Annotated in this window: 19 protein-coding genes; 3 read left to right on the top strand and 16 right to left on the bottom strand. The window is 41.0% G+C overall.

Translation table 11 applies throughout. The features are described from left to right. The first annotated feature begins 176 nt into the window (after positions 1-176). Entirely contained in the window at positions 177-998 is an 822-nt protein-coding gene (locus KQI66_RS00090) for a ferredoxin (RefSeq protein ID WP_216426676.1), read from the top strand. Between the two features lie 65 nt (positions 999-1,063). Here the strand turns inward: KQI66_RS00090 and KQI66_RS00085 are convergent, their stop codons facing one another. The 8 genes from KQI66_RS00085 to KQI66_RS00055 form a co-directional block, all read right to left on the bottom strand. After that, positions 1,064-1,540, bottom strand: coding sequence for a nucleoside deaminase (locus KQI66_RS00085; protein WP_216426675.1), 477 nt, complete (start codon positions 1,538-1,540; stop codon positions 1,064-1,066). Between the two features lie 60 nt (positions 1,541-1,600). Continuing rightward, positions 1,601-4,237: a valine--tRNA ligase gene (locus KQI66_RS00080; protein ID WP_216426674.1), complete on the bottom strand. Its 2,637-nt coding sequence runs from the start codon at positions 4,235-4,237 to the stop codon at positions 1,601-1,603. Continuing rightward, positions 4,238-4,450, bottom strand: a complete 213-nt coding sequence (locus KQI66_RS00075) for a hypothetical protein (RefSeq protein ID WP_216426673.1) — start codon at positions 4,448-4,450, stop codon at positions 4,238-4,240. A 377-nt stretch (positions 4,451-4,827) separates the two neighbouring features. After that, positions 4,828-4,956, bottom strand: a complete 129-nt coding sequence (locus tag KQI66_RS11355; protein ID WP_256441556.1) for a hypothetical protein — start codon at positions 4,954-4,956, stop codon at positions 4,828-4,830. 141 nt (positions 4,957-5,097) lie between these two features. Further along, the gene (locus KQI66_RS00070) at positions 5,098-6,468 is read right to left on the bottom strand and encodes an amidohydrolase (protein ID WP_216426672.1); all 1,371 of its coding nucleotides are present in this window, start codon (positions 6,466-6,468) and stop codon (positions 5,098-5,100) included. A 31-nt stretch (positions 6,469-6,499) separates the two neighbouring features. Continuing rightward, the gene (ade, locus tag KQI66_RS00065) at positions 6,500-8,260 is read right to left on the bottom strand and encodes an adenine deaminase (RefSeq protein ID WP_216426671.1); all 1,761 of its coding nucleotides are present in this window, start codon (positions 8,258-8,260) and stop codon (positions 6,500-6,502) included. Positions 8,261-8,278: 18 nt separating this feature from the next. Further along, positions 8,279-9,862 (bottom strand): N-acyl-D-amino-acid deacylase family protein, encoded by a 1,584-nt coding sequence (locus KQI66_RS00060; RefSeq protein WP_216426670.1) that lies wholly within the window; start codon positions 9,860-9,862, stop codon positions 8,279-8,281. A gap of 135 nt (positions 9,863-9,997) precedes the next feature. Next, positions 9,998-11,059: a DSD1 family PLP-dependent enzyme gene (locus tag KQI66_RS00055; protein ID WP_216426669.1), complete on the bottom strand. Its 1,062-nt coding sequence runs from the start codon at positions 11,057-11,059 to the stop codon at positions 9,998-10,000. Positions 11,060-11,117: 58 nt separating this feature from the next. Between KQI66_RS00055 and KQI66_RS00050 the strand changes: the two genes are divergently transcribed. Continuing rightward, positions 11,118-12,008 (top strand): MBL fold metallo-hydrolase, encoded by an 891-nt coding sequence (locus KQI66_RS00050; RefSeq protein WP_216426668.1) that lies wholly within the window; start codon positions 11,118-11,120, stop codon positions 12,006-12,008. A gap of 56 nt (positions 12,009-12,064) precedes the next feature. Here the strand turns inward: KQI66_RS00050 and KQI66_RS00045 are convergent, their stop codons facing one another. From KQI66_RS00045 to KQI66_RS00015, 7 genes are all read right to left on the bottom strand, one after another. Continuing rightward, positions 12,065-13,168, bottom strand: a complete 1,104-nt coding sequence (locus tag KQI66_RS00045) for an extracellular solute-binding protein (protein WP_216426667.1) — start codon at positions 13,166-13,168, stop codon at positions 12,065-12,067. 36 nt (positions 13,169-13,204) lie between these two features. Then, a complete protein-coding gene (locus tag KQI66_RS00040) occupies positions 13,205-14,269 on the bottom strand; it encodes an ABC transporter ATP-binding protein (protein WP_216426666.1) in 1,065 nt (354 codons plus the stop codon). A 13-nt stretch (positions 14,270-14,282) separates the two neighbouring features. Then, positions 14,283-15,077, bottom strand: coding sequence for an ABC transporter permease (locus tag KQI66_RS00035; protein WP_216426665.1), 795 nt, complete (start codon positions 15,075-15,077; stop codon positions 14,283-14,285). Next, positions 15,070-15,906: an ABC transporter permease gene (locus tag KQI66_RS00030; RefSeq protein WP_216426664.1), complete on the bottom strand. Its 837-nt coding sequence runs from the start codon at positions 15,904-15,906 to the stop codon at positions 15,070-15,072. The genes KQI66_RS00035 and KQI66_RS00030 overlap by 8 nt, the downstream gene beginning before the upstream one ends. 155 nt (positions 15,907-16,061) lie before the next feature. Further along, entirely contained in the window at positions 16,062-16,490 is a 429-nt protein-coding gene (locus KQI66_RS00025) for an OsmC family protein (protein ID WP_216426663.1), read from the bottom strand. Positions 16,491-16,514: 24 nt separating this feature from the next. Beyond that, complete coding sequence (locus KQI66_RS00020) at positions 16,515-17,690, bottom strand: M20 metallopeptidase family protein (RefSeq protein ID WP_216426662.1); 1,176 nt, start codon at positions 17,688-17,690, stop codon at positions 16,515-16,517. A gap of 86 nt (positions 17,691-17,776) precedes the next feature. Continuing rightward, the gene (locus KQI66_RS00015; protein WP_216426661.1) at positions 17,777-18,289 is read right to left on the bottom strand and encodes a DUF1097 family protein; all 513 of its coding nucleotides are present in this window, start codon (positions 18,287-18,289) and stop codon (positions 17,777-17,779) included. A 282-nt stretch (positions 18,290-18,571) separates the two neighbouring features. Between KQI66_RS00015 and KQI66_RS00010 the strand changes: the two genes are divergently transcribed. Beyond that, complete coding sequence (locus tag KQI66_RS00010) at positions 18,572-19,147, top strand: helix-turn-helix domain-containing protein (protein ID WP_253287595.1); 576 nt, start codon at positions 18,572-18,574, stop codon at positions 19,145-19,147. Between the two features lie 185 nt (positions 19,148-19,332). On the opposite strand, the gene KQI66_RS00005 is transcribed toward KQI66_RS00010, so the two are convergent. Further along, positions 19,333-19,809, bottom strand: a 477-nt coding sequence (locus KQI66_RS00005) for a hypothetical protein (protein WP_216426660.1), incomplete at its 5' end; no start/stop codon positions are given.

Here is a 19,809-nt window from a genome sequence, read left to right as displayed (position 1 = left end):
CTTATTTTATTCCGATATTCAATAAAAAGTTGAATTTAGTGATTTAAACCTTCAATTCTCATAAATATTATATCTGACTTTTCTGTAAAATTTGCCCTTCCAATATTGCATGATGTATACATTTGATGTATAATAATTGTAGAACAATTAACAATTACTAAAATGAGGTGAACATTATGGCAAAAAAGGTTTACGGTATGTTCTTCACAGGTACTGGAACTACCGAAAAAATGGTTACATATATAGCTAAAGAGCTTGCAAAGGAGCTTGGCTGCGATTATGAGCCCTACGATTTTACACTTCCCGCTGTTCGTAAAACATTTAAGGAATACACAGCAGATGACATTGTTGTTCTCGGCACACCGGTTATCGCAGGACGTGTTCCCAACCTTCTTCTCAAATATCTTGACACTATTGTAGGAAACGGTGCATACGGCATTCCCGTTGTTCTCTACGGAAACAGAAACTTCGATGACGCACTTATCGAGCTCAGAAACATAATGGAGGCTGACGGATTCCACACAATCGCCGGCGGTGCATTTGTCGGTGAGCATTCTTTCTCAAGAACACTCGGACAGGGCCGTCCCGACGAAGAGGATATGGCTGTTGCCGCAACATTCGTTTCTAAAATTGCAGAAAAGGTTAAAAGCGGAAACATCGACAAAGAGCCTATTGAGGTTGAAGGCTGCACACCTATCAGACCTTACTATACACCGAGAGACAGAAACGGAAACGGTATTGACATTCGTAAGGTAAAACCCAAAACAGATATGAGCATATGTACAAACTGTGGCTTCTGTGCCGCTAACTGTCCTCTTGGCTCAATCAATCCCGAAAATCCTGCCGAAATTACAGGTATCTGTATGAAATGCTGTAAATGCGTTAAGCTCTGTCCCGTACAGGCTAAGTATTTTGATGATGAAGGTTACCTCTATCACAAAACTGAGCTTGAAGAAATGTACGGCGGAAGACGTGCAGAAGACAAAATCTTCTATTAATTTAATCTTTGACAAAACTAAGACCTGTGGAAAATCCGCAGGTCTTTTTGCTATCTATTATAAACTTATTTATTCCAATATCCTTTATGCACCTCTGCCGCCTCTTCCGCAAGCTCATCAAAAGGCCCTTCAACAAGTATGTCCTTCTGTCCTCTTGCAAAAACCTCTCTGCAAGGCAAATCGAAGGTAGGATTCTGTTCATCACTGCCGGTAAGCGATAAAAGCTGTTTTTCAGTCATTGCATAAACAACTCTGCCTACTCCTGCCCAATAGATTGCTCCGGAGCACATGGCACATGGCTCTGCCGTTGTATAAAGAGTACATTCCGCAAGAAAATCCTTTGAATAAAGTCTTGATGCCTTTTCAACGCACTGTGTTTCGGCATGGCCTGTACACTTGCTTTCTGTAATCTCAACATTTTCCTGCTCGATAAGTATGTTTCCGTCCTTATCAACGAGCAATGCTCCGAAAGGCGTATTGCCATGCTCTCTTGAATTTCTCGAAATCTGAATAGCTCTTTTAAGATAATATATGTCGTTCATAGTATACCTCCTTATATACCAAAGAGGTATGCAACCGAAGCCACATACCTCTACATCATTTTACTTTAACGCCTCAAGTCTTTCTTCGATTTGTTTAAGTGTTTCTTTGTATTTAACTCCTTTGGCTCTTTCCTCTTCGATAACATTAGCGGGAGCTTTTGCGACAAAGCCCTGGTTAGCAAGCTTTTTCTCTACTCGCTCAACCTCTTTAATCATTTTATCACGCTCTTTTGTAAGACGTTCAATCTCCTTGCTAATGTCAACAAGCTCTGCAAAAGGCATATATACAGTTGCTCCTGAAACAGCCGCAGATACAGCATCTGAACCGATACCTTCTTTATTATCCTGAATTATAAGCTCTGAAGCATATGCAAGAGTCTTAAAGAATACAGCCGAGCGCTCAAATATTCCGGCAATCTCGCTGTCTGTTGTTACTACATATACAGTTGCTTTCTTGCTGGGAGCAACATTCATTTCCGCACGAACATTTCTTATTGCACGAACTGCGTCTTTAATAAGGTCAATTTCATTTTCATTTTCCTTGAAATCCCATTCTGCTTTGAATTCCGGCCATTCAGAAAGCATGATTGTTTCTTCCTCGCTCTGAAGATGTGTAAAGATTTCCTCTGTGATGAACGGCATAAACGGATGAAGGAGCTTAAGCGCATTTATAAGAACTGTCTTAAGTGTCCAGAGTGCCGCATCTCTTGTGCTGTCCTCTTTGTTATAAAGTCTGGGCTTAACCATTTCGATATACCAATCGCAGTATTCGTCCCAAAGGAAGTCACGAATTTTCTGTGCGGCAAGGCCGAGATCATAAGCATTAAGATTTTCGGTAACATCTTTTGCAAGCGTATTAACCTTACTTAAAATCCATTTATCCGCACCAGTAAGGTAAAGAAGCTTATCCTCTTCCTCATCGCTTTCAAGGTTCATCATTACGAAACGTGAAGCATTCCAAAGCTTATTATTGAAGTTACGGCAGTCATCAAGTCTTTCCCAATAGAAACGCATATCGTTACCGGGAGCATTACCAGTTACAAGCATAAGACGCATTGCATCAGCACCGTATTTTTCGATAACATCAATGGGATCGATACCGTTTCCGAGGCTCTTTGAGAACTTACGGCCTTTATCGTCACGGATAAGACCATGGATAAGAACGTCCTTGAACGGGCATTCTCCGACCTGTTCAATTCCGCTGAATACCATTCTGATTACCCAGAAGAAAATAATATCGTAGCCTGTTACCATTGTGCTTGTAGGATAGAAGTGCTTAAGCTCTTCTGTTTCATCGGGCCAGCCGAGTGTTGAGAACGGCCAAAGTGCCGATGAGAACCATGTATCAAGCGTATCTTCGTCCTGCTTAAATTCGGTTGAACCGCATTTTGAGCATACAAGTCCTGTCGGATCCTTTGTTACTTCTATATGACCGCATTTCTGGCAGTAATAAGCCGGTATTCTATGGCCCCACCAGAGCTGACGGGAAATACACCAGTCACGGATATTTTCAAGCCAATGTGTATATGTCTTTCCGAAACGCTCGGGAATAAAACGGAGCTCACCTTTATTATATACATCAAGTGCAGGCTTAGCCATTTCTTCCATCTTAACGAACCACTGAAGCTTAATCATAGGCTCAACAATTTCGTTGCAACGTTCATGTACGCCTACCGAATGTGTTATATCTTCAACACGAACAAGAAGTCCGAGGTCGTCAAGCTCCTTAACAATAAGCTTTCTTGCCTCATAACGGTCCATGCCTTCGTATTTTCCGCCGTTTGAATTTATTGTACCGTCATCATTGAATACATTAATCTTAGGAAGATTATGTCTTTCGCCAACCTCATAGTCGTTAGGGTCATGTGCAGGAGTAATTTTAACAACACCTGTACCGAATTCACGGTCAACATAAGAATCGCCGACAATAGGAATTTCCTTATTTACGATAGGAAGGATAACCTTTTTGCCGATTAATTTATTATATCTTTCGTCCTCAGGATGAACGGCAACGGCTGTATCGCCGAGCATTGTTTCCGGACGGGTTGTCGCAAGCTCAAGGAATTCATCTGTTCCGGCAATGGGATATTTGATATGCCAGAAATGTCCTGCCATATCAACATGGTTTACCTCTGCGTCGGAGATAGTTGTCTGGCATTTAGGGCACCAGTTGATAAGCTTTTCGCCTCTGTAAATATAGCCTTTATTATAAAGACGGATGAATGTTTCAAGAACGGCCTTTGAGCAGCCTTCGTCCATTGTGAAACGTACTCTGTCCCAATCGCAGCTTGAACCGAGCTTTCTGAGCTGCATAAGAATCTCTGAGCCGTATTCTTCCTTCCATGCCCATGCACGTTCAAGAAACTGTTCTCTTGTAATGTCGTTCTTTGTTATGCCCTCTTCTGCCATTTTCTGAACAATTTTAACCTCTGTTGAGATTGAGGCATGGTCTGTTCCGGGAATCCAGAGTGCATTATATCCGCTCATTCTTTTCCAACGGATAAGAATATCCTGAAGAGTGTTATCAAGGGCATGGCCCATATGGAGCTTACCGGTGATATTCGGGGGCGGCATTACGATAGTAAAGGGCTTTTTCGATTTATCTACCTCGGCATGAAAATATTTCTTTTCAAGCCAGTTGTTATATATACGCTCCTCAATATTCGGATTGTATGTTTTTTCAAGTTCATGTATCATTTAGTATAAAACCTCCTTTATTTTCCAGACAATAAAAAACGCCTTCGTCAGCATAAGGACGAAAGCGTCGTGGTACCACCTTAATTCATAGAACGAAGAAATAAATCCGCATTCCATGCACTCAAAGCCGTTAACGCAGGCAAAACGGCAAAGGCTATTTAACGGCAGAGCCGATGTTCTCACCAATGCTGCTGACGGACTACCTTCCGGCATATCATTCCCACAGTGTATTCCAGCCGAATATCAATGATATAAGAACACTGCTCTCTTGCGGCGATATTACCGTACTCCTTCCGATAAACGCATTTATATTTTTCATATACTATAATGAAATATGATAGCCGACAATCACCTATTTGTCAAGGGAAAGTCGGCTAAGTTTTAAAAATCAAGGCTTTGCCCAAACCCTACAAGCCTTAGTATGGTCAGAACTTTGCTTCGCAAAGTGGCTACACCACCGCATCATATTCAGAACTTTGCTTCGCAAAACGGTCTTCGACCGCCGCATCTTTCTTTGCGGTTCACTGGTCAAAGCATTTTGCTATGCAAAACGGTCTATTGTCAAAATTTTGCTACGCAAAACCGCCTATTCAGAACTTTGCTTCGCAAAGTGGTCTGCGACCGCCCCGTTTTTCTTCGGGGTGCATACTTTGCGGTTCATTGTTCAGAACTTTGCTTCGCAAAGTGGCTACGCCACCGCATCTATCTTTGCGGTTCATAAAAGGCTTGACCTAAACTTTGAGCAACCGTACTGTCAGTACTTCGCAATTTAAGAGTTTCCTCTCTCGCAAGTAAAACCCTGCGACTTGTAAAGCTGCAAAATGATTTTGTAAATCGCCCATTGGCAAAAATCAAACTTTTCAGCACTTTATTACCGGGAATCTATCCGGAAGCACAATTCCGGCTCTCTGTCTGATTGCCTCTGCATGGATTTTAGCTTCTTCAAGTATTGCCTGTTCATCAAGAGTTACAAGAACTCTGTTTTTCATAATCCATTCGCCGTTGCACATTACCGATTCAACATTTGATTCGTGCATTGCTGTAACAATGTTTGCGATAGGATCATGCAAAGGAAGCATCTGTGCAGAATCTGGATTGATTATGATAAGGTCTGCCTTCATTCCGGGCTTTAACGCACCGATTTCGTCTTCCCAGAGAAGTGCCTTTGCACCGTTTGTTGTTGCCATTGTTATTATTTCCTCTGCCTTAACAACAGTAGGATCAAGTCTCCAGCCTTTATGTATAAGAGCTGTTACATACATCTCGTCAATCATTGTCATACGGTTGTTTGCAGATGCACCGTCTGTACCGATTGATACGCATATGCCCTTCTTAAGCATTTTAGGAACCTTAGCAAAACCAAGAACACGCATAGCCGATGCAGGGTTATGGGATACCTTTACATCATATTCTTTGAACATATCAACCTCTTCGTCGGTAAGCCATACTGTATGTACGGCAAGAAGGTTTTTATCAAGCACACCGAGGTTTCTGAGATGAGTAACCGTAGGAACACCCTTTGTTTCCTTAACATATTCTACCTCTGCCTTTGCCTCTGCAACGTGCATATGGATACCTACGTTGTATTTATCGGCAAGCTCCTTTGTGCCTAAAACAAGCTTATCCGAGTCGTTGAAAAGTGTTCTTAATCCGAACCATACCTTAACACGGCCGTCATATGTATTGTTCCAGTCCTTTAAATCCTGCTCCTGAACATCAAGCTCCTCCTGTGTTGAACGGCGCCAGATAGGAGGAAGGTTATCGCCATAGTCCATTGATGACTTGGCAAGTATACCTCTTATACCTGACTGTGCAACAGCCTTGCACATACTTGGTACAAACTGTCCGCCGGGCTCTGCTATTGTTGTAACACCGGATTTAATCTGCTCAACAAGACAGAGAAGTGTTGAAATATAGCTGTCCTCAGGTGTCATGCTTGATTCGTAAGGGAATGTTCTGTCTGTAAGCCATGTAAGAAGGTCAACATCGTCACCCATACCTCTTTCAAGCTGCTGTGAAGTATGTACATGTGTATTGATAAGACCTGGCATAACAATTTTGCCCTTTGCGTCTATTATCTGCGTATCGGGAAAAATTTCTTTTTCGTCGATTTTTCCGACTGCTTTGATTTTATCATCAACAATAAGAACTCCGCCGTTTTCAAAGACCTGCTTTTCGTCATTCATTGAAATGACATAGGCATTCTTAATGTATGTTCTTTTCTCTCTCATAATTATTTCCTTCCTAATCTCTTTTATAACATCATGCTAATTTTTCAATAATCGGATCTACAACCTTGCCGTTGATTACATCAACAATTCCTTTGTCTGTAATGCCGTAGAAAGGAATGAAGATAAGTGTAATGAATGCAAGAGTCATATAAGGTGAACCCATTTCGCAGCCCTTAGCTGCAAGGTCTTCCTGCATTTCTTTAAGTATAAGCGCACTTTCTTCTCCGCTGAGGTCTGTAAGAAGTCCGCAGATAGGAAGAGGAAGCTCATATTTAACCTTGCCGTCCTCAACAATTACAAGACCGCCGTTAAGCTCATGTATACGGTTTACGGCAACTGCCATATCCTCTGCAAGTGTTCCGACAACAGTAATGTTATGGTGGTCATGTCCCATTGATGTAGCGATAGCGCCCTTGCTTATACCAAAGCCCTTAATAAATGATTTTCCTATGCTGCCGCCCTTTCCGTAACGCTCTACACAGGCAATACGAAGAATATCCTCCTCAGGCTTAGGCTGAACAACACCGTCAACAACATCAAGGTCTGCCTCAAGTGCATCTGTAAGAAGTGATGTAGGTTTAGCACCGATAACTCTTACTTTAACCTTCTTTGCGTCTGTCTTTATAACAAGATCATCTGCTGTGATTTCCTTTGAAAGTTTAACTGTATTAAGTAAGCATGACTTAAATTCAGGCTTTTTGAATTCAACAACCGTTTCACCGTTTTCAACAATAAGCTTACCGTTTGAAATAACGCTTTCAACCTTACACTGCTCAAGATCAGAAATAAATACTATGTCAGCGCATTTTCCGGGTGCAATACTGCCGTATTTATTGTCAACCTTAAGGCTTTCAGCAGGGTTGATTGTTGCCATCTGTATAGCTGTTACAGGGTCAATGCCGGCTTCGATACAGCGTCTGATTTTGTAATCAAGATGTCCTTTTTCATAAATATGGAGCATATCAATATCATCGCTTACAAGAGCACAATGTCTTGTATCAACATGATTTTCTGTAATTATTTTAATAACTGCGTCCAAGTCCTTTGCGGCACAGCCTTCTCTTATGAGAACACGAAGTCCTGCTCTGAGCTTTCCGAGAGCCTCTTCCTTATTTGTGCTTTCATGGTCTGAACGGATACCTGTTGATACATAAGCATTAAGAGGAGCACCATAAAGTTCGGGAGCGTGACCTTCTGCTGTTTTTCCGAATTTTTCGGCAAGCTCAAGAATATGTGCTGAAAGAGGACTCTTATTGAGAATAGGCGGATAAAGCACCTCTGCAAGACCTACGGCTCTGGGAATCTGGATAAAGCGTTCAATCATTTCCGGTGAAAGAGCCGCACCTATTGTCTGAAGGTCGCCTTCTTCGCTCATGAAAGCCGGTACGGGATAAAGTAATTTAACAGGAAGTCCTTCGGACTCTTCAAAAATAGCATTTATGCCTTCTTCGCCGGAAACAATGGCAACCTCCATAAGGTCTGTTGCTACTGCTGTTGTACCATGCTTTACAAGCATACGGCTGAATTCTGTGTAAGAAAGCATACTGCTTTCAAAGTGGATATGTGCATCAATAAAGCCGGGAGCAAGATATTTGCCCTCTGCGTCGATTACCTGTGTATCTGCACCTATTGTTTTTTCTCCGAGTGAACCCAATGCGGCAATTACTCCGTCGGCAATAGCAATATCTGTTTTGTAAATCTCATGTGTATTTACATTGATAAGCTGGCCGTTTTTTATTACCATATCGGCAGGTGCATTTCCGAGTGCTACGTCAATTACATGATTATTCATTATGTGGCCTCCTTTAAATTATAATATCTTACCGGGGAATAATCCGGTTGTTTTCTTATCGTGGTATACTATCTGTCCGGCTACTATTACATATTCGATACCATCACACATCTGAACGGGATCGGCATATGTAGGTGTGTCATAAAGCTTGTCATAATCAAAGAGAACAAAGTCCGCATCATAGCCTTCCTTGATAAGTCCCTTGCCCTTAAGATGAGCTCTTTCAGCCGGAAAGCCTGTAATCTTATGTATGATTTCAGGCAGAGTAAAAAGCTTTTTCTCTTTATGATAATAGCGGATTGCCTTAGGGAATGTCGCAAATGTTCTCGGATGTGTTTTTTCGTCAAGAGAACGGCATGTTCCGTCTGTACCTACGCATATATTGGGATTTGTTATTATTCTGCACATATCCTCTTCGCCCATTGTGAAGTAAATTGCGTTTGCCTTTCCTCCGTTGGCAATAAGAAGATCAAAGTATGCGTCAAAAGGATCCTTTCCGACAATTTTTGCCCATTCGGCTACATATTTTCCGTCAGCCTCTTTAACCTCGGGGCATCCGGCAATAAATATATTTTCAAAACCGCCGGCATTGAGATAGAAGTTATCATAGCCGCAGTTTACGTCCTGCATTTCAGCCTTAATCTGCTTACGCATTTCGGGATTTTTAAGAGCTTCAACCATTCCGTCAACACCGCCCTTAACAAAATACTTAGGCGGTATACATATATTGAGGTCTGTCATGTTAGCTTCATAGGGATACTGGTCGGCTGTAACAAGCATTCCGCTTGCATTTGCCTCGTCAATGAGTCTTGTTGTTTCCTTTGATGCTCCCCAATAAGGTCTTCCAGCAACCTTATGGTGAGAAATCCATACAGGAACGCCTGCTCTTCTGCCAATTTCTATGGCTTCTTTAACAGCATCAACAACAGAGATAGATTCACTTCTCATATGAGTTGCATAGAATCCTCCGTATTCCTTAACGACAGATGCAAGCTCAACAAGCTCGTCCGTTGTTCCGTAACAGCCGGGAGAATATATAAGTCCGGAGCTTAAGCCTGCGGCACCGCATTCCATGGCAATACGCACCTGACGTTTCATTTCTTCCATTTCCGCATCGGTAGGCTTTCTGTTGTCATAGCCCATTACGGCAGCTCTTAATGTCGAGTGGCCGATTAATATTTTCATATTTCCGATAATGGGAACCGATTTTGCATAATCGAAATATTCTTTTGCTGTTTTCCACTGAATCATTTCATCAGGGAAGGTATGTGTTCCGATTGCAAGAAGTCCCTTTTCAAGATCGATATGCTCCGGTGTTACAGGAAACATGGAGCCACCGCACTGTCCGGCGATTTCCGTTGTTATGCCCTGATTGATTTTTGCAAGCATACCGGGATACTGACCGAGCACCTGGTCACCATGCGAATGGGAATCGATAAAGCCGGGCGTAAGATAAAGTCCGTCGGCATCAATAACCTGCTTTGCCTCTTCTGTACCGTCGGCTTTGCATATTTTTCCGTCAACAACTCCGACAGAGCCGAAATATTCGTCAGAGCCTGAACCGTCTATAATTTTTGCATTCTTTATAAGTAAGTCTAACATTTTAAAACCTCCTTAGCATTTATATTATAGCATATTAAAGCGTACATCGTTCGAAAAAGTGAACGGTTATATAAAATTTTTTCACTGCCGAACATCCGGCAATGAAAAAATCTTCAATTAGCTTTTTCTGTAATATTAATAAGCCTTGCCTCTTGCTGTTATCTTCCAGCAGTCAACAACCTCATCGCCGTCAACAACATAAAGCTCGTCAAATATATTAACTGTTGTACAGCAATGTCCGGGAATATATCTGAGTTTATCATTTATCTTAAAATTATGCTCACAGTATACCGCCCCATGCTCCTCGCTCATGGAAATCGGGCTGCCTTCGGGAACACCGAGGAAAACCGGATCGCCCTGGTCCATACCGAGTGATTTAACGCCCGTATCTGTAACAACTCTGTCCTTCTTTGTGCTGATAACCGTTGTAAGCACAAAAAGCGCATTTTTAAATCCGAGATGAAGCTGTCCATAAGCATTATCCATAAAAATATAACTTCCGGCCTGAATATCCGTATAAACAGTATCCTTTGCCTTCTGCTCTATTGTGCCTGTACTTCCTCCGCCGACTTCTTTAACCTTAAGACCCTTAGCCTCAAGAAGTGCCTTAAGCTCTCTTACCTCATTTTCGATACGGTTTGTTTCGGCAATTCTTGTTTCAAGCGAATGTTCATGTGCCATATGTCCGCCGTATGCCTGTATACCTTCAAATATAAGTCCTTCGGATTTATCTATAAGCTCCGCAAGCTCTATAAATTCATCATATGTATCTACTCCGCAGCGTTTCATACCCACTTCGTACTCAACAAGCACATGAATTTGAGAACCGGCCTCCACTGCCGCATCAGAAAGTGCCTTAATATTGTCTTTATCATCCACACAGATTATTATATAGTGGTCTTTGGCAAGCTCTGCAACACGTTTGACCTTAGACGGCTGAACAACCTGATTGGCAATAAGAATATTTTCAATGCCTGCATTGGCTAAATCCTCTGCCTCACCAAGCTTTGCACAGGTTATGCCGGCTGCTCCTCTTTTAATCTGAAGCTTTGCAATTTCTGAACATTTATTTGATTTATAATGTGGTCTGAGCTTCATTGTTGTTCCTTCAAGAAGCTGATCCATACGTTCAAGGTTATACTCGAAGGTCTGCTTATCCAATATAAGCGCCGGAGTTTCAATTTCATTTATTTTCATAAAAAATCCCCCAATTATTTAAAAATAGTGTATACTTAATAAATAAATTAAATTCAGTATGCTGAACAACAGACGAATGTCTGCTCTTCACCGTACTGACAGAACGGAGGTAATTATGCTTAAAATAACCGCACTTGCCGAAAACATAAGCGAAAATGAGCTTCTATCAGCCGATTTTGGTCTTTCGCTCTACATTGAGTTCGGCGGAAAAAAGATACTTCTCGATACCGCAAGCACAGGAAAATGTCTGGAAAACGCCGAAAAGCTCGGCATAAATCTTCATTCGCTTGATGCAATAGTGCTTTCCCATGGTCATTTTGACCATACCGACGGTGCTGTAAGCCTTATAGAAAACGGTATAACCGATACTCCAGTTTATATCAGCCGTTATGCTTTTTCTGAGCGATACTGGCACAGAACCGATGACGGAGAATTTTATTTTCCGACAATGGCAGGCATTTCTCCGGCATATCTCCAGCGTAAGCATGTACCGTTCAGAGCATTATGCACAGACAGCTATGAGCTTGGAGAGAACATATACATACTCTCAAACATAAGCCGAAGCTGTGAATTTGAGGCTGTATGTCCCGATGATTTTGTAAAGGTCGGAAATGATTATGTTATCGATGATTATCGTGATGAGTGTGTTCTTGTGCTCGATATGGGCGGTGGTCTTGCCGTACTTACCGGCTGTGGGCATCATGGTATAATCAATATTATACGTCATGTTGAAAAAGTATTCAACAAGCCTGTTTGGGTATTTGTCGGCGGAACACATCTTGTTGCATTCGGTGCCGAAAGAACCGAATTGACAGTAAAGGCTCTTAAAGAAAGTAATCTTAAACTGCTTTGTGCCGGACATTGTACCGGACCGGACGCCATGAAGGCTTTCGCCGAAAAGCTTCCGTTCTTCAAGCCGTTACATACCGGAACAATAATCGAACTTTAATAAAACTTTTTAAAATAAGGCTGCCGCAATTAAGCGGCAGCCTTTTTCATTAGCTGTTAGGCAACGATTTTCTGCCATTCTTCGATTAATGTAGGTTTGATTCCGTTAAGGAAGTCATAATCAAAGAATTTACATTTATCGAATTCATCCTGTCCGTAAACAAGGATAGCATCTTTTTCTTCTGACATTTCAGCTGTCTTGTTTGTAGGAGCTTCATTGTTGAGTTCAACAAATTTTTCCTGTGTTTCTTTTTCAAGAGCGTATTTAACGAAAAGCTGTGCAAGCTCTTTGTTGGGAGCATCTTTAACTACGTTGATGAATACGTCATCAATGAAGTTGCCTTCTTCTGCGTCTACCCAAGTCATGTTAAGACCTGATGACTGAAGTACAGGAAGCATTAAGTCCATGTAAACTGTGATAGCTACCTGGTTTGATGTAAGAGCGGGAACGATATCTGATGTGTACCATAAACCGATGTTACCTGCTTTTTCTTTATATAAGTCAAGAGCTGCCTGGTAATCTTCAAGGCTTCCGCCGAGGTCTTCAGCGATTGCACCTAAAACGTAAGGTCCGGCTGTTGCTGTCATAGCGGGAAGTGAAACAAGTCCTGCATATTTATCATCGAAAAGATCCATATATGATGTAGGAGGTTCAAGACCTTTTTCTTTAAGCATATCTGCATTGTACATGATACCGAAACGACCTACACATACCATAGGGCCATAGCCTGTTTCGTTCTGAGCGAAATCATAAAGCTGATCCATGTTATCAACTACTGATGTATCAATTTTTTCGAAGAGATCAAGACCTTCGCCCTGTTTTGCGAATGCACCTGAAAGGTAAACAACGTCATCTTCTACGTTTCCTGATTCAATCTGTGACTGAAGCTTTGCAATACGGTCTGAGTTAGCGTTTACCTCATCAATAACTACTGTGCAGCCATATTTTGCTTCGAAATCAGCAGCAAGTTCTTTTGTAGCAGCGCCTGTTGAGCCGCCCCATGTACATACTGTAAGCTCAACACCTGAGTAATCTGCTTCGCCGTCTGTTGTTTCTTTTGTGTCTTCAGCAGGTGTTGTTTCTGTCTTTGAAGAACATCCTGCAAGCACGCCTGCTGTCATTACAGCAACAAGTGATAATGCTAAAAATTTCTTTTTCATAATTTTCTCCTTTCGCATCTTTTTTGCTTTAAAAAATTATTTTTTATATATGATAACCTTGCTTTCCGGGAAGGCAACATAAATGTCTTCGCCTGCGGCAGGTCCTTCATAATCATAACTGCTTACCGTTAAAGGCTCATCAAATATATTTTCGACAACTATACGTGTGTTGTTTCCTTTATATGTAAGTGAAAGAACCTTTCCCTTTAAATATCCCTCCTCAGGCTTATCCGAAACAAGAATATTTTCCGGACGTATCGAGAAGATAACCTCTTCGTCTACCGCAGCCTTATCGCTTTCGGTATCCGTTGAATTAACAACAGCTCCTGTTGATGTTCTGACAGATGTTCTTCCGTCCGAAACCTCTCTTACGGTACCATGGATAAGATTTGCAAATCCCATAAAGTCCGCAATGAACGGAGTCTTAGGATGATTAAATACATATTTAGGCGAACCGACCTGTAAAATATGTCCGGCATTCATAATAATAATTCTGTCGGCAAGAGATACGGCCTCTTCATGGTCATGTGTAACGATGATTGTTGTTATTCCGAGTGTTCTCTGAATTCTCTTTATTTCCACCTGCATCTCAACTCTGAGCTTTGCATCAAGGTTGGAAAGAGGCTCGTCAAGAAGGAGTACATTCGGCTCCATAACAAGTGCTCTGGCAAGAGCAACACGCTGCTGCTGACCACCGGAAAGCTCTCTCGGATAACGCTCCGAAAGTCCTTCAAGCTTAACAAGTGCGAGTATGCTTTCTACCTTTTCTTTGATAACATTCTTATCCATTTTTTTGAGCTTAAGTGAAAAAGCTATGTTATCGTAAACAGTCATGTGAGGAAAAAGCGCATAGTTCTGGAAGAAAATACCTACATTTCTCTTATATGCGGGAATTTTGTTCATAACCTGTCCGTTGATTTCCACTGTGCCTTCGTTAGGCTCGATAAAGCCGGCAATCATACGGAGAATTGTTGTTTTTCCGCAGCCGCTTCCGCCGAGAAGTGCAACCATTTCGCCTTTTTCAAGATCGATATTAATATTCTGAACGGCAGTAAAATCGCCGTATCTTTTTGTAAGTCCTTTTATGCTTAAGTAACCCAAAGTACTGTCCTCCTTAGTTAATCATGGAATCAAGACCGACAAACTTGTTAATAAGAATCATAATAACAAGCGACGCAGCCATAAGTATAGTCGATATGGCGGCAACCGTAGGGTCGAAGGTGAATTCCAAATAGTTGATAATCTGAACCGGAAGTGTAAGGAACTTCGCCGATGTAAGGAAGCTGCTTATTACTGCCTCGTCAAATGAATAGAGGAATGAAAGCATTGCTCCGGAGATAATACCGGGCTTAATAAGCGGAAGTGTTATCTTAAAGAAAACCTGTGCCGGGTTTGCACCAAGGCTTGCCGCTGCATCCTCTACCGTCCAGTTATAGTTTACCAGAATACTCATTGTATTTCTGATTATGTACGGAAGAATAATTATAAGATGACCTACAAGTATTTTTGAAAACGGAGTCATCATTTTTATTGCTGCTGTTGTTCTAAGAAGAACAAAAGCAAAAGAAATCGAAGGAATGAACATAGGGCTTGTAAAGAATGAAACAAGAAGTCCCCTGCCCTTAAAGTTATATTTTGTAACCGAAAGCGATGCAAAAACACCGATAAAAATATCAAATACAGTCGCAATGGCGGCTACCTTAAGGCTGTTTCCGAGTCCCTTAAGGAAGTTCGTCGGGCCTGTAACTATGTATTCATACCATCTTAACGAAACACCGCTTGGAGGAAACTGAATAGCCTCTCCGGAGTTAAATGATATAATTACAATGATTATCATAGGTGCAAGAATAAATGTATATGCAAGCACCGTAACAAGCTTTGAAAACCAGTTTACTCTCTCATCACGCATTTTTTCCACTTCCTAACCTTTTATTTACACTATTGCTTATGTTGTTCGCTACTATCTGGAATATGAGAATTGCGAATACAAGTATGTAACAGATTGCATTGGCAAACTCAAGGTTATAGGTTGTTTTAATCTGGCTGTAAACAAGAGTTGACATTGTAAGATACTGAGCACCGCCGAGTAACTGAGGAGTAATATAAGATGTCATACCCATTGTGAAAACAAGTATGCAGCCTGATATAACACCGGGAGCACTTAACGGAAATGTTACCTTAAAGAATGTCTGAACCGGATTTGCTCCGAGGCTCTTTGCGGCATTTTCGACATTCGGATCGATATTCTGTATAACACCCGTAATCGAAAGAATCATATAAGGCAGAACAAGCTGTGCCATACCTATCATAACCGCAGTTTCGGTATACATTATCTTTATGGGTGAATCAATGATTCCTGCATTAAGAAGAAACTGATTGAGTATACCGGAGTCACCTAAAATAACCATCCAACCGTAAGCTCTGATAACGGCACTTACGAGGAACGGGAATATTGTTGCAATAATAAGAATACTTTTAATCTTTGATTTTGTTCTCGCTATAAAATAAGCAGAAGGATAACCGAGAACAAGAGTAAGAAGAGTAGTTTTTAATGATAATTTTATTGTATTTCCAAAAATCTTCATATAAAACGGATCCGTAAAGAACTTTGTATAATATGTAAGATTATCGTTTATCAACGCTTTTATAAATGTATACACCATAGGTATAATAAAAGCAATAAGCAGTGTGAGCGTACATGGCAGAGCCAGAAGCAGCACATTTCTTTTTTCCTTCATAAATCACATCTCCTATTATAAAAAACGGGACAGATATGGTGCAAAACACATTTTGCAGACCTCCTTGTCTGTCCCGATTACCTGTTCATTATATCGAATAAAATTCAAATTGTCAATTTCAATTTCTGTCTTAATATACGATACAATACAACCTGTCACTTAATATCGAAGCTGACAGCCGTCATATTTTTTATATTGTCGGTTACGGGGCATCTGTCAATGACATTTTTAAGCCAAATTGCCTTACTATTTTCATCAATATCCGCATCAAGCTCAATAAAAACGTCAATTTTACTAAATCCTGCTCTTTTTTCGAGATTTCCTGTAAAAAATGCCGTACCGTCAACCTCGCCGTCAATATTAACATGGAGATGCTTAATCTTAAAATTCATTTCGTTTGCTACCCACTGACCTATCGCATTGATACAGCCTGCAAGAGAAACCAAAAGCATTGCCACCGGACTTGCAGCCGTATCCTCTCCGCCAAAGGGTGCCGGTTCATCAATAACAAACGAATGACCGCCTGCCGTTATATAAGTCTTTGTGCTGTCAAAAGCATCAGCCACAGCATTAATAACCGCCATGTAGTTTTCCTCCGTTAATCTGAATTATAACATTTTCTTTTCAAGCACCGATGCGAAAAGAGCCAGTCCGTAATAAAGTCCGTCTTCGTCCATAAGATATGCCGGATTATGATGAGGTCTTATTGTGCCCTTTTCTTCATTTCTTGTGCCTATTTCAACAAAACAGCCGGGGCAGTTTCCTGCTTCGGTAAATGCAGAGAAGTCCTCACCGGGCATAACCGGAAGAATTTCAAGAACAGCATCTTCTCCGAACCAATCTCTTACCGCTTCTCTTGCCTCGTCTGTAAGCTGTTCATTATTTACAACAGAGTCATAGCCCTTGTCATATGAAACTTCACATTCTGCTCCGTTTGCGGCTGCAATTCCGTTAGAAATCTGTTTAATCTGCTTTTCAACCTCTGCTCTTACCTCCTTTGAGAAGGTTCTTACTGAGCCGGAAATGCTGACTTCACCTGGAATGATGTTATAAGCATCACCGCCATGTATTGTACATACCGAAATAACGGCTTTGTCGTAAGTACTGATTTTTCTTGCTCTGATGTTCTGGAGTGCAAGCACAATCTGAGCCGCTGTTATTACGGGATCAATACACTGCTCGGGCATAGATGAATGTCCGCCCTTGCCTATTACCTTAATATCAAAACCGTCTGTTGCGGAAGTAAGTGCACCGTTCACAAAGCCGTATTTTCCCGTCGGATAGTTTGATGAAAGATGAAGTCCGAATATTTCATCAACACCTTCCATAACTCCGGCTTTAACAAGCTCGATTGCGCCTCCGGGAGGAAGCTCCTCAGCATGCTGGAATATGCAGATAAGCTTTCCGTGGAGCTGTGCTTTTCTTTCAGAAAAGAGCTTTGCAGTTCCGAGAAGTATTGCAGCATGTCCGTCATGTCCGCATGAGTGCATTGCACCCTTGTTTTCCGATACAAAAGGAAGGTCGTTTGTTTCTGTCATGGGAAGTGCGTCAATATCGCATCTTAGTGCGATCGTCGGTCCGGGAAGAGCTCCTTCGATTATGCCGACAACACCTGTCTTTGTGGGACGTTTAATTTCGATACCGCCAAACTCCTTAAGTTTTTCTTCAATGTAATCCGATGTCTGGAATTCTTCAAAGGAAAGCTCCGCATGCTGATGAAAATGACGACGCCATTCAACAACCTGACTGAAAAGCTCCTTTACTTCCTGTTTTAAATCTGTCATAATTTTTCCTCCTGAAAGCAAATATTTAATGTACTGATTTAACACTCTAAACTGATTACTAATTTTATAAGCTTTTGTTCATTTGGTCAACCCTTTTCTTCCAATTTCGATATAATTCTTCCCGTTGCGAATGCCATGACTATTCCGATAACAACGGATAAAGCGCAGTACGGTGCGGCAGAATATCCGCCGGAGGCGTATATAGTAGCTATTGCGGCAAAAACAGCCGGAATAACATTAAGCTTTGTATTTGACAGAAATTTAAGATGAATAAACAAAAGAGATGCCGTAAGAACAAACTCGGCAATAACAATGCAAAGCTTAACCTTAACAGGAAAAACAGCCGAAAGCCAACCGCCAAGATTCACATATAAAAACGCCCATCCGTAGCCGATAAGTGTCGACAATATATAATTGAGCATTGCACCCTTCCTTGCACCGAGAGCCATTGAAAGAAAAAAGCCGACATATACACACCACAAATATCCGCTCAAAGTATTGTCCATGTATATATAAACTGCCGTTACCAGTGCAAAAGCAAGTCCTCTCGTAACTGCAATATTTTTTATCGTGCTGTTTTTAAGCTTATTTTCCGGCATAATTTTCTCCTGTCGATGTTTAAAAATGATTTACTGAAAATTTGTAACAATACACTAAAACAATTTATAGACAATACATAAATTGGCAAAAACATTCATTTAATTAAAAGCAAAAATTGTAGTGTTGTTATATACATTAGGATATTCTATAAATATAGAGCTTTGTTTTTCTCATTATAGCATCGCTTTGCTGTTAAAACAATCTGTTTATATTTGACGAACTTGAAACAATTTGCTATAATACCAGTATTTTATAGCAATTATAGCTAACAAAAGTATCGGATGGTGAAACAAGTAATGAATCTTGAATTCATAGGCAGCACCCTTAAACAGCACAGATTAAGCCGAGCAATGTCAATTCGTGAGCTGTCATCTATTTCCGGCATTGCATCAAGTACTATCAGCCAGATAGAAACTGGAAAAAATTCTCCAAACCTACTTACGCTCAAAGCAATATGCGATGCACTTGACATACCCGTATTCTCTCTTTTTATGGAAGAGGATCAAACAAAAATACGTCTTGTACGAAAAGACGACCGTGAACCGTTTGTCCGTAATACATCTAAGGGGGCACCTGTAAAGGAGTCACTTATAATACAAGGCAAAAACGAAATGTACGGAGGCGTTGTAGAAATGCCGCCGCATACCGACAGCGGTGCATTCAGTCATCATGGCGGAGAAGAATTTGTCTTTGTTCTTGAAGGAACGATTAATTTCTATCTTGAAGGCCATAATGAATACGAACTGCATGAAGAGGACACACTTTATTATCCCAATTATATAGGTCATCGTTGGGAAAATAAAAGCGACAGTACAGTAAAAATGCTTATGGTATCGACCTCACCGTATAATTTTTAATGTATTTTCTACTGACATTATACTTTTGTCACTGAAATAAGTAAAGATATTAATTGAATACATTGCAGCAAAAAGCATAGCCGACCGGCTATGCTTTTTGTTTTATATCATGTTTATTTTTTCAAATCAGTTTTATACCAAGCCAAAAACCAATAAAGTTTTCGGCTTGATATACTTTTTATATTTTAGTTTCTCGGAACGAGAACAATTACAACTACTTCGTTTCCGTATACATATCCTGTTACTGTATACTGGTCTGTATTGCTTGCCGTATTTATATTTGTCATTTCATAGCTTTCTACGCCTGTCTTGACATATACCTGTACGTCCTCGCTGAGGTTATATTTCTGTGTCTGGCTTGTTGCTGTGCCGTAGCCGACATTTGTAAGCGATGTTCCGCTAAGTCTGCCGATATATACAAGCTTGCCGTTGTTGAACTGGAAGTATGCCGGGCCTCTTGATGCGCCGTAGTCATCACCTGTGAAGGTTGCCTCGCCGGGAACACCGTTGATAAGGTATTTATATGTTATCTGGCAAGTTTCTTCGCCGTCATTGTCATAGCCTGTTATTATCTTATCCGTATCAACGATAACACCGAACTGCTTGCCTTCGTTGAGTACATCATAAAGTATGAGGTCTGTAATCTCGTTATTGCCGTTTGT

It is taken from the genome of Anaerotignum sp. MSJ-24, from assembly GCF_018918145.1.
In the GTDB taxonomy this organism is placed as follows: Bacteria; Bacillota; Clostridia; order Lachnospirales; family Anaerotignaceae; genus Metalachnospira.
The sequence above is the reverse complement of the archived record's forward strand: the minus strand, read 5'-3'. Positions and strand labels throughout refer to the sequence as shown.

What these genes read in the sequence shown, in the direction of transcription:
- KQI66_RS00090 (WP_216426676.1), top strand. Translation starts at nt 177, where the DNA reads ATGGCAAAAAAGGTTTACGGTATGTTCTTCACAGGTACTGGAACTACC.
- KQI66_RS00085 (WP_216426675.1), bottom strand. Translation starts at nt 1,540, where the DNA reads ATGAACGACATATATTATCTTAAAAGAGCTATTCAGATTTCGAGAAAT.
- KQI66_RS00080 (WP_216426674.1), bottom strand. Translation starts at nt 4,237, where the DNA reads ATGATACATGAACTTGAAAAAACATACAATCCGAATATTGAGGAGCGT.
- KQI66_RS00075 (WP_216426673.1), bottom strand. Translation starts at nt 4,450, where the DNA reads ATGCCGGAAGGTAGTCCGTCAGCAGCATTGGTGAGAACATCGGCTCTG.
- KQI66_RS11355 (WP_256441556.1), bottom strand. Translation starts at nt 4,956, where the DNA reads ATGAACCGCAAAGATAGATGCGGTGGCGTAGCCACTTTGCGAAGCAAA.
- KQI66_RS00070 (WP_216426672.1), bottom strand. Translation starts at nt 6,468, where the DNA reads ATGAGAGAGAAAAGAACATACATTAAGAATGCCTATGTCATTTCAATG.
- ade (WP_216426671.1), bottom strand. Translation starts at nt 8,260, where the DNA reads ATGAATAATCATGTAATTGACGTAGCACTCGGAAATGCACCTGCCGAT.
- KQI66_RS00060 (WP_216426670.1), bottom strand. Translation starts at nt 9,862, where the DNA reads ATGTTAGACTTACTTATAAAGAATGCAAAAATTATAGACGGTTCAGGC.
- KQI66_RS00055 (WP_216426669.1), bottom strand. Translation starts at nt 11,059, where the DNA reads ATGAAAATAAATGAAATTGAAACTCCGGCGCTTATATTGGATAAGCAG.
- KQI66_RS00050 (WP_216426668.1), top strand. Translation starts at nt 11,118, where the DNA reads ATGCTGAACAACAGACGAATGTCTGCTCTTCACCGTACTGACAGAACG.
- KQI66_RS00045 (WP_216426667.1), bottom strand. Translation starts at nt 13,168, where the DNA reads ATGAAAAAGAAATTTTTAGCATTATCACTTGTTGCTGTAATGACAGCA.
- KQI66_RS00035 (WP_216426665.1), bottom strand. Translation starts at nt 15,077, where the DNA reads ATGCGTGATGAGAGAGTAAACTGGTTTTCAAAGCTTGTTACGGTGCTT.
- KQI66_RS00030 (WP_216426664.1), bottom strand. Translation starts at nt 15,906, where the DNA reads ATGAAGGAAAAAAGAAATGTGCTGCTTCTGGCTCTGCCATGTACGCTC.
- KQI66_RS00025 (WP_216426663.1), bottom strand. Translation starts at nt 16,490, where the DNA reads ATGGCGGTTATTAATGCTGTGGCTGATGCTTTTGACAGCACAAAGACT.
- KQI66_RS00020 (WP_216426662.1), bottom strand. Translation starts at nt 17,690, where the DNA reads ATGACAGATTTAAAACAGGAAGTAAAGGAGCTTTTCAGTCAGGTTGTT.
- KQI66_RS00015 (WP_216426661.1), bottom strand. Translation starts at nt 18,289, where the DNA reads ATGCCGGAAAATAAGCTTAAAAACAGCACGATAAAAAATATTGCAGTT.
- KQI66_RS00010 (WP_253287595.1), top strand. Translation starts at nt 18,572, where the DNA reads ATGGTGAAACAAGTAATGAATCTTGAATTCATAGGCAGCACCCTTAAA.